Here is a 13,106-nt window from a genome sequence, read left to right as displayed (position 1 = left end):
CACCACCAGCACAGCACGTACAGGAACCAGAGGAGAGCCAGTGAACCCGGGGAACCCGGCTGTCGAGAACACGGATGCCGCCGCGGGCACGGCCGCAGGGGGAACGGAGAAGGCCGACACCCTCGCCCTCCTCGAACGCGGCCGCACGCTGTCGACCCCCGTGCTCCGCGCGGCCGTGGACCGGCTCGCGGCGCCCATGGACACCGTCGCCGCCTACCACTTCGGCTGGATCGACGCCGAGGGCAACCCGGCGGACGGCGACGGCGGCAAGGCCGTGCGCCCCGCCCTCGCGCTGCTCTCCGCCGAGGCGGCCGGAGCCGCCGCCGAGGTCGGCATCCCCGGCGCCGTGGCCGTCGAACTCGTGCACAACTTCTCGCTGCTGCACGACGACCTGATGGACGGCGACGAGCAGCGCCGCCACCGCGACACCGTGTGGAAGGTCCACGGCCCCGCGCTCGCCATCCTCGTCGGCGACGCCCTCTTCGCCCTCGCCAACGAGGTGCTGCTGGAGCTCGGCACCGTCGAGGCCGGCCGCGCCACCCGCCGGCTGACCACCGCGAGCCGCAAGCTCATCGACGGCCAGGCCCAGGACATCTCCTACGAGCACCGCGAGCGCGTCAGCGTTCAGGAATGCCTGGAGATGGAAGGGAACAAGACCGGAGCCCTGCTCGCGTGCGCGGTCTCCATCGGCGCCGTGCTCGGCGGCGCGGACGACCGGACGGCCGACAAGCTGGAGGAGTACGGCTACCACCTCGGCCTCGCCTTCCAGGCCGTCGACGACCTCCTCGGCATCTGGGGCGACCCCGAGTCCACCGGCAAGCAGACCTGGAGCGACCTGCGCCAGCGCAAGAAGTCCCTCCCCGTCGTGGCCGCCCTCGCCGCGGGCGGACCCGCATGTGAGGAGCTGGGCCGACTGCTCGCGGCCGATGCCAAGAGCAACGACTTCGAGAACTTCTCCGAGGAGGAGTTCGCCCACCGCGCCGCCCTCATCGAGGCCGCCGGCGGCCGCCAGTGGACCGCCGACGAGGCGCGCCGCCAGCACGCGATCGCCGTCCGGGCGCTCGACGACGTGGACATGCCCCAGCGGGTGCGGGAGCAGCTCGTCGCCCTCGCCGACTTCGTCGTCGTGCGCAAGAGGTGATCTCCGCCCGAAAGTGGATATGAATCGCGAGTCGCCGGCCGGGGAGCCTTCCTGAGGGAGGCCCCGGCCGACGGCAGACCCGGGAACAGCCGAAGCACTGTACGAAGGGGAAGCCATGACAGCGACGACCGACGGCGGCGGTGCGATCACCGGCGGCGCGGATCCGCGACACGACAGCGCGGCGGCCCCGGCCGTCGCGGCCGCCGGCCCGTCCGGCGGCGACACCGGCCTGCACCCGGGGGTCCAGGAGGCCGTCGACCGCGCCGTCCGCGAGCTGCTGGACCGCCAGGACCCGGCCGGATGGTGGAAGGGCGACCTCCAGACCAACGTCACCATGGACGCCGAGGACCTGCTGCTGCGCCAGTTCCTGGGCATCGGCGACGAGGCGGTGACCCGGGCCGCCGCCCTCTTCATCCGCGGCGAGCAGCAGGCCGACGGCACCTGGGCCACCTTCCACGGAGGACCGCCCGAACTCTCCGCCACCATCGAGGCGTACGTGGCGCTGCGGCTGGCCGGGGACCCGCCGGACGCCCCGCACATGGCCCGTGCCTCCGCCTGGATCCGCGAGCGGGGCGGCATCGCCTCCGCCCGGGTCTTCACCCGGATCTGGCTGGCCCTCTTCGGCTGGTGGAGCTGGGACCACCTGCCCGAACTCCCGCCCGAGCTGGTCTTCCTGCCGCCCTGGGTGCCGCTGAACATCTACGACTTCGGCTGCTGGGCCCGCCAGACGATCGTCCCGCTGACCGTCGTCTCCGCGCTGCGGCCCGTCCGCCCGGCCCCCTTCCTCCTCGACGAGCTGCACACCGACGCCCGCAACCCGTACCCGGCCAAACCGCTCGCCCCGATGACCAGTTGGGACGGGGCCTTCCAGCGGATGGACAAGGTCCTGCACCTCTACCGGCGCGTCGCCCCGCGCCGGCTGCGCAGGGCGGCCATGGACGCGGCCGGCCGGTGGATCGTCGAACGGCAGGAGAACGACGGCTGCTGGGGCGGGATCCAGCCGCCCGCCGTGTACTCCGTCATCGCCCTGCACCTGCTCGGCTACGACCTCGGCCACCCCGTGATGCGGGCCGGGCTGGAGTCCCTCGACCGCTTCGCCGTGTGGCGCGAGGACGGCGCCCGCATGGTCGAGGCCTGCCAGTCCCCGGTCTGGGACACCTGCCTCGCCGCCATCGCCCTGGCCGACGCGGGCGTGCGCCCCGACCACCCGGCGCTGGTGAAGGCCGCCGACTGGATGCTCGGCGAGGAGATCCGGCGCAGCGGGGACTGGGCCGTGCGCCGCCCCGGGCTTGCCCCCGGCGGCTGGGCCTTCGAGTTCCACAACGACACCTACCCCGACGTCGACGACACGGCCGAGGTCGTCCTCGCCCTGCGCCGCATCCACCACCCCGAGCCGGCGAAGGTCGAGGCGGCCGTGGCGCGCGGCACCTCCTGGACCCTCGGCATGCAGTCCAAGGACGGCGCCTGGGCCGCCTTCGACGCCGACAACACCAGCACCCTGCCCAACCGGCTGCCCTTCTGCGACTTCGGGGAGGTCATCGACCCGCCCTCGGCCGACGTCACCGCCCACGTGGTGGAGATGCTCGCCGCGGAGGGCAAGGCCGCCGACCCGCGCACCCGGCGCGGCATCGCCTGGCTGCTGGCCGAACAGGAGGAGGACGGCAGCTGGTTCGGCCGCTGGGGCACCAACTACGTCTACGGGACCGGGTCCGTGGTCCCCGCCCTCACCGCCGCCGGGATCGACCCCGGCCACCCCGCCGTCCGCCGGGCCGTCGGCTGGCTGGAGTCCGTGCAGAACGAGGACGGCGGCTGGGGCGAGGACCAGCGCTCCTACCAGGACCGCTCCTGGGCCGGGAAGGGCGCCTCCACCGCCTCCCAGACCGCGTGGGCGCTGATGGCCCTGCTCGCGGCGGGGGAGCGGGAGGGCGAGGCCGTCCGGCGGGGGCTCGTCCACCTGGTGGGGACCCAGCGCGCCGACGGCACCTGGGACGAGCCGTACTTCACCGGCACCGGCTTCCCCTGGGACTTCTCCATCAACTACCACCTCTACCGCCAGGTGTTCCCCCTCACCGCCCTGGGCCGGTACCTGTACGGGGAGCCGTTCGGCCAGGCCGCCGCCCGGCGCACCGGCCGGCCCCCGGCCGCCGCCCGGGTCCCGGCCGAGGAGGCCTGATGCCCGCCCGGGCGGCCCCGCCCGCCACCCCGCTGCTGATCGCCTGCGCCCTGCGCATCGAGCGGGCGGCCCTCGGGGGCGCGGGCCGGGCCGGCGGCGCGGCGGTGCTGCGCACCGGCATGGGGCCGCGCGCCGCCGACCGGGCCGTGGCCCGGGCGCTGGAGCGCCCCGGGATGGAACGGGCCGCCGTCCTGGCCACCGGCTTCTGCGCCGGCCTGGTCCCCGGCATGAACCCCGGGGACCTCGTGGTCGCCCAGGAGACCCGCGACCCCCGGGGGGCGGTCGCCTGCACCGGCGCCGCCGTGCTCGCCGAGGCGCTGGCCCGCGCCGCCCCCGGGCGGACCGTGCACACCGGCACGCTGACCGGATCCGACCACGTCGTCCGCGGCCAGGAGCGCGACCGGCTGCGCGCCGCCGGCGCCGTCGCGGTCGACATGGAGTCCGCGGCCACCCTGTGGACCGCCTCCCGGGCGGGCCGCCCGGTTGCCGCCGTCCGGGTGATCGTGGACGCTCCGGAGCACGAGCTCGTCCGTATCGGCACGGTACGCGGTGGAATATCTGCCTTCCGTGTATTGCGTTCCGTACTACCCGCTTTCCATGACTGGCACCGTTCGTTGCTGCTTCCCAGGAGGTGAACCAGATGGCCATGCCGCTGCGACAGTCCATCAGGGTCGGGACCTATCTTCTCGAACAGAAGCTCCGCAAGCGCGATAAGTTCCCGCTGATCGTCGAGCTGGAGCCGCTCTACGCCTGCAACCTGGCCTGCGAGGGGTGCGGGAAGATCCAGCACCCGGCCGGGGTGCTCAAGCAGCGCATGCCCGTGGCCCAGGCGGTGGGCGCCGTCCTGGAGTCCGGTGCGCCCATGGTGTCCATCGCGGGCGGCGAGCCCCTGATGCACCCCCAGATCGACGAGATCGTGCGGCAGCTGGTGGCCCGGCGGAAGTACGTCTTCCTCTGCACCAACGCCCTGCTGCTCCGCAAGAAGATCGAGAAGTTCACCCCGTCCCCCTACTTCGCCTTCGCCGTGCACATCGACGGGCTGCGCGAACGCCACGACGAGTCCGTGGCCAAGGAAGGGGTCTTCGACGAGGCCGTCGCCGCCATCAAGGAGGCCAAGCGGCGCGGATTCCGGGTGACCACCAACTCCACCTTCTTCAACACCGACACCCCGCAGACCGTCATCGAGGTGCTGAACTACCTCAATGACGAACTCCAGGTCGACGAGATGATGATCTCGCCCGCCTACGCCTACGAGAAGGCCCCCGACCAGGAGCACTTCCTGGGCGTCGAACAGACCCGCGAACTGTTCAAGAAGGCTTTCGCGGGCGGAAACCGGCGGCGCTGGCGGCTCAACCACTCGCCGCTCTTCCTGGACTTCCTGGAAGGCAAGGCGGATTTCCCCTGCACGGCCTGGGCCATTCCGAATTACTCGCTCTTCGGCTGGCAGCGCCCCTGCTATCTGATGAGCGACGGATACGTGCCCACGTACCGGGAACTGGTGAACGACACCGACTGGAGCAAGTACGGCCGCGGAAAGGACCCGCGCTGCGCCAACTGCATGGCGCACTGCGGCTACGAGCCCACCGCCGTCCTGGCCACCATGGGCTCCCTCAAGGAGTCCCTGCGCGCCGCCCGCGAGACGGTCGCCGGTAACAGGGACGCGTCGGCATGACGGCGCCGCAGGCAGGAGCGGCGGGCGCGGGCGGGGGCTTCGACCTCGCCGCCCTGCTGGCCGAGCGCGGCGGGGAGCGCTACGAGCTGCACGCCCGCCACCTCAACCACCAGCTGCCCCGCATGCTGCGCACCATCGGCTTCGACAAGGTCTACGTGCGTGCCGAGGGCGCCCACTTCTGGGACGCCGAGGGCAACGACTACCTCGACATGCTCGCCGGCTTCGGGGTGATGGGCCTGGGCCGCCACCACCCCGTGGTCCGCCGGGCCCTGCACGAGGTCCTGGACGCGCAGCTCGCGGACCTGACCCGCTTCGACTGCCAGCCGCTGCCCGGGCTGCTGGCGGAGAAGCTGCTCTCCCACAGCCCCCACCTGGACCGGGTCTTCTTCGGCAACAGCGGCACCGAGGCGGTCGAGACCGCCCTGAAGTTCGCCCGCTACGCCACCGGCCGGCCCAGGATCCTCTACTGCGACCACGCCTTCCACGGGCTCACCACGGGCTCCCTGTCGGTCAACGGGGAGGGCGGCTTCCGCGACGGTTTCGCCCCGCTGCTGCCGGACACGAGGATCGCGCTGGGGGACCTGGGCGCCCTGGAGCGCGAGCTGCGCCGCGGCGACGTGGCCGCCTTCGTCGTCGAGCCGATCCAGGGCAAGGGGGTGCACGCCGCCCCGCCGGGGTTCCTGCGGGCCGCCCAGGAGCTCCTGCACCGGTACAAAGCGCTCCTGATCGCCGACGAGGTGCAGACCGGCCTCGGCCGGACCGGCGACTTCTACGCGTACCAGAACGAACCGGGCGTGGAACCGGACCTGGTGTGCGTGGCCAAGGCCCTCTCCGGCGGCTACGTGCCCGTCGGCGCGACCCTGGGCAAGGACTGGATCTTCCGGCGCGTCTACTCGTCCATGGACCGGGTGCTGGTGCACTCCGCGAGCTTCGGCTCCAACGCCCAGGCGATGGCGGCGGGGCTGGCGGTCCTCCACGTCATGGAGGACGAGGGGGTCGTGGCCAACGCGCGCGCCATGGGCGACCTGCTGCGCGGACGGCTGGCCGAGCTCGTCGGCCGGTACGAGATGCTGCACGAGGTGCGCGGCCGCGGGCTGATGATCGGCATCGAGTTCGGCCGGCCGTCCTCGCTGGGGCTGCGCAGCCGCTGGACGATGCTCCAGGCTGCCCGCAAGGGGCTGTTCGCGCAGATGGTCGTGGTCCCGCTGCTGAACCGGCACCGGATCCTGACCCAGGTCTCGGGGGACCACCTGGAGGTCATCAAGCTCATTCCGCCGCTGATCGTGGACGAGGCGGACGTGGACCGGTTCGTCGGGGCCTTCCGGGAGGTCATGGACGAGGCGCACGGCGGCGGCTCGCTGATGTGGGACTTCGGCCGGACCCTGGTCAAGCAGGCCGTGGCCGACCGCTAGGGCCGGCCCGGGCGCGGCGGCGTCCCCGCCGCGCCCGGGCCGGGGCGCGGGTCAGTCCAGCAGCCGGTCCCGCAGCCGCTCCCGCGCCGCCGGGGCGAGCCCGAGGCCCTCGGCGAGGTAGCGCTCGATCCCGCCCCAGTGCGTGTCGATGGTCTCGTAGGCGGCCACCAGGTACTCGGCGCGGGCGTCGAACAGCGGCGCCAGCAGCTCCGTCACCTCGGGGTCGCGGGTCTCGGGCGTGTCGTCGGCGCGCCGCAGCCGGTAGCGGTTGTGCGGGGCGTTCGACTCCAGGTAGTCCGCCACGATCGCCTCGCGGTCGACCCCGAGGGCGAGCAGGGTCACGGCGATCGACAGGCCCGCCCGGTCCTTGCCCGCCGCGCAGTGCAGCAGGGCCGGCACGCTGTCCTCGGCGAGCGCGTGCAGCACCCGTCCGTGCTCGGCGGTGCGGTCGCGGATCATCTCGCGGTACGACTCCGCCATGCGGGCGGCCGCCCTGCCGTCGCCCAGGAGGCCGCGGAGCCGGTCCAGGCCCCCTTCGCGGACCGTCCTCCAGAACTGTCCGCCGTCGGCCGGGTCCGAGAGGGGGATGTTGACGTTGCGCACGCCCGGCAGCGCCACGTCCGGGCCCTCCGCGGCCCGGTCGGCGTGGTTGCGGAAGTCGAAGACCGTGTGCAGTCCGAGCGAGGCGAGGAACTCTGCATCCGTTTCGGTGGCATGCGCCAGATGTCCGCTTCGATACAGTCGTCCCGACCTGACCCTCCGTCCGTCCGTGGTCGGCAAACCGCCCACATCGCGGAAATTGCGCACTCCGGTCATCTCGGGCGCGTGCTCGTTCCGTGCCGGGAGGTCCTGGGGTATCTGCTGGGTCACGTGTTCTCCTCCGCGTGGTGCCGCGTGTCCGAATTGCTCTGGTTGGGACCAACTTGCCGTAGGTGGACGCGAGATCGGGTCGAAGCCCGTGAGCCAGATCATACGGTGACCGAGCGTGCCTGATCGCGAAATCGGAATTCCTTTGCCGGGGCGGCCGTTGCGCGTCCGGAATGGACGCAGGGTGACCGGAATTCCGTTGATCCCTCATACCTGCTATTGCGTCAGGGAATTAGCGGCTTGTTGGCCGCCGTCCCGCTGGATTACCTTCGCGAGCGATCCGGGTGGACCGCCTCATCCTGCCGCCTCCCGGAAACCGCACCCGACCAATCACGCACGCGGCAGGAGCGGGGGAACCACGCAGGCCGCCGTCCCGGATCCCTTCCGGTACGGCTCGGGGTGAAGCCGTACCGGTGATCCGCTTCCGCGGACCCGCCCGTACGGCCGGACATCTCCAGTCCGAACCCGACAGCTCACCTCGCAGGCGCCGGAGAGGAATTCGCCATGCCCGGAAAGGGTAAGCACCGCCGTCCGAAGTCCCGTTCCATATCCCGGGGGATCGCCTTCGCCGGGACGGGCGGCGCGGCCCTCGCGCTGCCGCTCGTGGGCGCCGCCGGCGCCCACGCGGCCGCCCCGGCCGCCGTCGCCCCGGCCGCGGCGCCCGCCCAGGCCCCGGCGGCGTTCCGGGCGGCCGTGCCCGCCGCCGCCCCCGCCGTCTACACGGTCGTGCCGGGCGACTGCCTCTCCGCCATCGCCGCCGAGCGCGGCATGTCCGGCGGCTGGGAGCAGCTGTACGCCGACAACCGCGAGGCCGTCGGCGAGGACCCCTCCCTCATCCACCCGGGCCTGCGCCTGACCCTCGGCGGGCAGGGCGCGGCCCCCGCCGCGAAGGCACCTGAGGCGCCGGCCGAGGAGTCCTCCAGCGGTGCTCCGGCGGCCGACGAGGGTGCGGCCGACGCCGCTCCGTCCGCCGCCGGCGCCGCCGGATCGGGCACGGAAGGCGCCGCCGGCGCCGCCGGGTCGGAGGGCTCCGCCGCCCCGTCCCGCGGAATGAAGCAGTCCGCGCCCGCCGCGCAGTCCGCGCCCGCGAGCGCCGCCGGGTTCGTCGCCCCGGTCAGCGGCGGCATCTCCACCCAGTACCGCACGCCCGGCGCCATGTGGTCCTCCGGCTACCACACCGGCGTCGACTTCATCGCGAGCACCGGCACCACCGTCCGGGCCGTCGGCGCGGGCACCGTGGTTTCCGCAGGCTGGGGAGGCGCGTACGGCAACGAGATCGTCATCCGGCACGCGGACGGCAAGTACTCCCAGTACGGCCACCTCTCCCAGCTGAACGTCTCGACGGGGCAGACCGTCACCGCCGGCCAGGCCATCGGGCTCTCCGGCGCCACCGGCAACGTGACCGGTCCGCACCTCCACTTCGAGATCCGCACGGGCCCGTCCTACGGCTCCGACATCGACCCGCTGGCCTACCTCCGCTCCAAGGGCGTCACCATCTGACGACCCACGCGGCGGAGTTGCCCACGCGCACGGGGCCGGGACCCGAGGAGGGGTCCCGGCGCCGTGTGTACTTATTCCTTATCCCCCGCGTGGTATAGATCACGGTCCGTCAACCCCTCATTACGTTGGCGTAGGTTGGCGACGGGGGTGAAGGATGGGTTCCCGTGGCAGCGACGAAGACGACACTCAAGACCATCGGCTCGTACGCGGCGATCGGGGACAGCTTCACCGAAGGCGTGGGGGACCCGGGACCCGGGGATTCGTATCTCGGCTGGGCGGACCGCTTCGCCGTGCTCCTGGCGGATCAGCGCGACGAGCACGACTTCCGGTACGCGAACCTGGCAGTACGGGGCAAAATACTCGACCAGATCGTGGAGGAGCAGGTTCCGCGGGCCAAGGAACTGGCCCCCGACCTCGTCTCCTTCTGCGCGGGCGGCAACGACATCATCCGGCCCGGCAGCGACCCCGACGACGTGGCGGCCCGGTTCGAGGCGGCCGTGGCCGACCTCACCGGTGCCGTCGGCCTCGTCATGATCACCACCGGCTTCGACACCCGGGGCGTGCCGGTCCTCAAGCACCTGCGCGGCAAGATCGCGACGTACAACGTCCACGTGCGCGCCATCGCCGACCGCTACGGCTGCCCGGTGCTCGACCTCTGGTCGCTGAAGACCGTGCAGGACCGCCGCGCCTGGGACGGCGACCGCCTCCACCTCTCGCCCGAGGGCCACACCCGCGTCGCGCTGCGCGCCGCGCAGGTCCTCGGCTACGAGGTCCCGGCCGACCCGGACCAGCCCTGGCCGCCGGCCGCGCCGCGCGGCTCCGTGGACGTCACCCGGGACAACATCCAGTGGGCCCGCGAGCACCTCGTGCCCTGGATCGGGCGCCGGCTGCGCGGGGAGTCCTCCGGCGATAACGTCGAGGCCAAGCGCCCGGACCTGCTCCCGCTGTAGCCCGCCCGGCCGGGCCGGCACCCCTGCCGGGCCCGGCGGCGGGTCCGGCGGCGGGTTCCCCTCCGGGGGCCCGCCGCCGGACCGGGCGGGCCGCCGGGACGGGGCCGGGCGGAATCCTGGGAAGCCGGTGCGCGTTGGGATGGTCGGGGCTACGCCCGTCCCACCCCGCCCGCACTACCCAGGAGGCGCCTTGACCGGCTCCCTTCCCCTGCGTCCCCGGCTGCGCGCCCTGCGGCCCGAAGCCTTCGGCGCGGACCCGTCCGGCGCGCGGCTGGAGCGCATCCTGCGCTCGCCGAACTTCGCCGACGGCGTCTTCCAGAACCCGGTGGGGGCCCGGACCAGGCCTTCCGGCTCGATGCTGGAGTTCGCCAAGATCTACTTCCACAAGGAGCAGCGGATCCGGCGCAACCCCGGCGCGCCGATCCCCGTCTACCCCACCACCCTGGCCGAGCTGGCCAAGCCCCCCGTCGGCGGGCTGCGCCTGACCTGGATGGGTCACTCCAGCGTGCTCGCCGAGATCGACGGCCGCCGGGTCCTCTTCGACCCCGTCTGGGGCGAGCGCTGCTCCCCCTTCCCCTTCGCGGGACCCAAGCGCCTGCACCCCGTACCGGTGCCGCTGGCCTCGCTCGGCGAGGTCGACGTCGTGGTCATCTCCCACGACCACTACGACCACCTGGACCTGCCCACCATCAAGGCACTGGCCGGCACCGACACGGTCTTCGCCGTCCCGCTGGGCGTCGGCGCGCACCTGGAGCACTGGGGCGTGCCGGCGGGCCGCCTGCGCGAGCTGGACTGGAACGAGTCCACCGAGGTCGCCGGCCTCTCGCTCACGGCCACCCCGGCCCGCCACTTCTGCGGGCGCGGCCTGCGCAACCAGCAGTTCACCCTGTGGGCCTCCTGGGTGGTCGCCGGCGAGGAGCACCGGATCTTCCACAGCGGGGACACCGGCTACTTCCCCGGATTCGGGGAGATCGGCGCCGAGCACGGCCCCTTCGACGCCACGATGATCCAGATCGGCGCCTACTCGGAGTACTGGCCCGACATCCACATGACGCCCGAGGAGGGCATGCGGGCCCACCTCGACCTCCAGGGCGGCGTTCCGGCCGGCACCATGCTGCCGATCCACTGGGGCACCTTCAACCTGGCCCCGCACGCGTGGGACGAGCCCGGCGAGGGCACCGTGGCCGCCGCCGGGGCGGCCGGGGCGGCCGTCGCGCTGCCGATCCCGGGCCAGCCCTTCGAGCCGGGCGCGGCCGACGCCCCGGCCGAGGCCTGGTGGCGTCCCTTCGTCGCGGGCGCCGCGGCCCCCGCCGCCGGCCCGGCCCCCGCCGCGACGGGCGCCTGCGAGCCCGCCCCGGCGCCCTCGGCCGGACTCGGCGAACCGGAGGCCGTGGGCTCCTGAGGGCGCGGCCGCGGCCCCCGGAATCCGGGAGCGCGTACGCCCCGACCTGCACGGGCGTACGCGCTCCCGGCGCATTCGGGCTGTCGTGCGAGCGCTCCATCGGGAGCGGGAAGCAGCCCCGCGAAGTTCCCCAACTGGGCACCGGCCGCGGGAGCGTGCGGTCTAGCGTGGGTATCCGGTGATCAACACCGGACCCCGGGAACTGGAACCGGGGGCCGGGCCCCACGTACCGAGGACGCCGATGTCCGGACTCCGCGCCGCCCGCCACGCCCCGTCGAGACACGCCGCCACGGGCCCCGGCCGGCAGATAAGCCCCCAGCTGGTCCGCGCCGCCGTCCTGCCCACGCTCGCCGCCGGACTCAGCGGCACCGCCGCGGTGATCTTCACCCTGCAGCTCGGCGGGGGAGCCGGGGAGCGCGACGCGCGGCTGTGGCCTGTGCTCGCGGGGTGCGCCCTGCTGGCCGTGGGGGCCCTGGCCGCCGCCCTGCTGGGCGCCCGGCGCGGGGCCAAGGCCGTCCGGGACCGGTGCGAGGCGCTGCGGCGCTCCAGCATGCGCGGCCGCCAGGAGCTGCGCACGGCCGCCGAGCGCCTGGAGCGGGGGGAGCAGCCGGGGCGCCCCGTCCGGGCGGGCCGGGGCGCCCCGCCGCCGGAGGCCGGGCCGGCCGGGGTGGACGAGTTCTGGCTGCTCGCGCAGGAGCTGCGCGGCGCCCGCGAGCAGGCGCACGGGACGCTCCTGCGGCTCGCGGCGCCGGCCGCGCCGAGCGACAGCGACCGCAAGGTCGAGGTCTTCGTCAACCTCGCGCGCCGCCTTCAGTCGCTGGTGCACCGCGAGATCTCGCTCCTCGACGAGCTGGAGGACACGGTCGAGGACCCCGACCTGCTCAAGCAGCTCTTCCACGTCGACCACCTCGCCACCCGCATCCGCCGGCACGCCGAGAACCTCGCGGTGCTGGGCGGCGCCGCGTCCCGGCGCCAGTGGACGCGGCCGATCGACCTCAGCGAGGTGCTGCGCTCCTCGGTCGCCGAGGTGGAGCAGTACACGCGGGTCAAGGTGGTGCCCCCGGCGGGCGGCACCGTCCGCGGGCACGCCGTCGCCGACGTGGTGCACCTGCTGGCCGAACTCGTCGAGAACGCCACGGTGTTCTCCGCCCCCGACACCGACGTGGTGGTACGGGCCGAGCGGGTCACCTCAGGCATCGCGGTGGAGGTGGAGGACCGCGGGCTGGGCATGCCGCCGCAGGAGCAGAACCGGATGAACACCCTGCTGGGCGACCCCGACCAGGTCAGCGTCCGGCACCTGCTGGCCGACGGGCGGATCGGCCTGTTCGTGGTCTCGGCGCTGGCCCGGCGGCACGGGATCGCCGTCGAGCTGAAGACCAACATCTACGGCGGCGTCCTCGCCGTCCTCGTCCTGCCCCAGGACCTGTTGGGCGCGGAGTCCCCGAACGCCGCCGACGCCCTGGGCGGCTCCCGCCCCACCTCCTGGGGCACCGCCGAGGCGACCCCGCACCCGCAGCCGGCCCGCCTCCCCGCCGCCGGACCCGACCCGGAACCCGATCCGGAACCCGTCCCGGCGCCGGCGGAGCCCGTCCTCCTCGCCGCCCCGGCCGCCGGTCCCGCCCACGCCCCGGAGCTCGGCCTGGTCCCGGCCTCCCCGGAGGGGCTCGCCGCCCCGGCCGGGCGCGCGGAGGCCGGGTGGGGGCCCGTGTGGGCGCGGGGCGCCGACGCGGACGACGGGTACCCCCTCTCCCTCCCGCACCGGGTGCCCGCCGCACGGGCGGACCTCGACGACCGTCCGCCGCTGCCCCGGCGCCTGGCCCAGACGCACCTCGCGCCGGAGCTGCGCGAGGCCCCCGCCCCCCGCCGGGCCGGCGGGGACGCCGAACCGCCCGTGCACGACCCCGGCCTGATGGCGGCCTTCCAGCGGGGCTTCGGCCTCGCCCAGTCGCCGGAGCAGCAGACATGACCCCCCGATCGAACACCCGCACC

General features: G+C 74.1%; 10 protein-coding genes and 1 riboswitch. Of the genes, 9 read left to right on the top strand and 1 reads right to left on the bottom strand.

The genetic code is table 11. The annotated features are described in order from the left end of the window. Positions 1 to 40 precede the first annotated feature (40 nt). From ACIRBY_RS16970 to ACIRBY_RS16950, 5 genes are all read left to right on the top strand, one after another. Entirely contained in the window at positions 41 to 1,141 is a 1,101-nt protein-coding gene (locus ACIRBY_RS16970; protein ID WP_403901247.1) for a polyprenyl synthetase family protein, read from the top strand. 115 nt (positions 1,142 to 1,256) lie between these two features. Further along, positions 1,257 to 3,314, top strand: coding sequence for a squalene--hopene cyclase (shc, locus tag ACIRBY_RS16965; protein ID WP_403901246.1), 2,058 nt, complete (start codon positions 1,257 to 1,259; stop codon positions 3,312 to 3,314). Further along, entirely contained in the window at positions 3,314 to 3,949 is a 636-nt protein-coding gene (locus tag ACIRBY_RS16960; RefSeq protein ID WP_403901244.1) for a 1-hydroxy-2-methyl-2-butenyl 4-diphosphate reductase, read from the top strand. Before shc ends, ACIRBY_RS16960 begins: the two co-directional genes overlap by 1 nt. 5 nt (positions 3,950 to 3,954) lie before the next feature. Beyond that, positions 3,955 to 4,986 (top strand): adenosyl-hopene transferase HpnH, encoded by a 1,032-nt coding sequence (gene hpnH, locus ACIRBY_RS16955; protein WP_403901242.1) that lies wholly within the window; start codon positions 3,955 to 3,957, stop codon positions 4,984 to 4,986. Further along, positions 4,983 to 6,398: an aspartate aminotransferase family protein gene (locus tag ACIRBY_RS16950; RefSeq protein WP_403901241.1), complete on the top strand. Its 1,416-nt coding sequence runs from the start codon at positions 4,983 to 4,985 to the stop codon at positions 6,396 to 6,398. Before hpnH ends, ACIRBY_RS16950 begins: the two co-directional genes overlap by 4 nt. A gap of 51 nt (positions 6,399 to 6,449) precedes the next feature. Here the strand turns inward: ACIRBY_RS16950 and ACIRBY_RS16945 are convergent, their stop codons facing one another. Continuing rightward, the gene (locus ACIRBY_RS16945) at positions 6,450 to 7,268 is read right to left on the bottom strand and encodes a tyrosine-protein phosphatase (protein WP_403901239.1); all 819 of its coding nucleotides are present in this window, start codon (positions 7,266 to 7,268) and stop codon (positions 6,450 to 6,452) included. A 310-nt stretch (positions 7,269 to 7,578) separates the two neighbouring features. After that, a riboswitch (cyclic di-AMP (ydaO/yuaA leader) is annotated at positions 7,579 to 7,765 on the top strand. Positions 7,766 to 7,769: 4 nt separating this feature from the next. Here ACIRBY_RS16945 and ACIRBY_RS16940 point away from each other — a divergent pair. From ACIRBY_RS16940 to ACIRBY_RS16925, 4 genes are all read left to right on the top strand, one after another. Beyond that, positions 7,770 to 8,765 (top strand): peptidoglycan DD-metalloendopeptidase family protein, encoded by a 996-nt coding sequence (locus ACIRBY_RS16940; RefSeq protein WP_403901237.1) that lies wholly within the window; start codon positions 7,770 to 7,772, stop codon positions 8,763 to 8,765. Positions 8,766 to 8,929: 164 nt separating this feature from the next. Beyond that, complete coding sequence (locus ACIRBY_RS16935; RefSeq protein WP_403901235.1) at positions 8,930 to 9,715, top strand: SGNH/GDSL hydrolase family protein; 786 nt, start codon at positions 8,930 to 8,932, stop codon at positions 9,713 to 9,715. A 190-nt stretch (positions 9,716 to 9,905) separates the two neighbouring features. After that, positions 9,906 to 11,117, top strand: coding sequence for an MBL fold metallo-hydrolase (locus tag ACIRBY_RS16930; protein ID WP_403901233.1), 1,212 nt, complete (start codon positions 9,906 to 9,908; stop codon positions 11,115 to 11,117). Between the two features lie 241 nt (positions 11,118 to 11,358). Continuing rightward, complete coding sequence (locus ACIRBY_RS16925; protein ID WP_403901231.1) at positions 11,359 to 13,083, top strand: sensor histidine kinase; 1,725 nt, start codon at positions 11,359 to 11,361, stop codon at positions 13,081 to 13,083. Positions 13,084 to 13,106: the final 23 nt, after the last annotated feature.

This window comes from Streptomyces sp. NPDC096136 (assembly GCF_044763325.1).
Taxonomy (GTDB): Bacteria; Actinomycetota; Actinomycetes; order Streptomycetales; family Streptomycetaceae; genus Streptomyces.
Note: the sequence above shows the minus strand (reverse complement) of the source record. Positions and strands in the feature narration are given on the sequence as shown.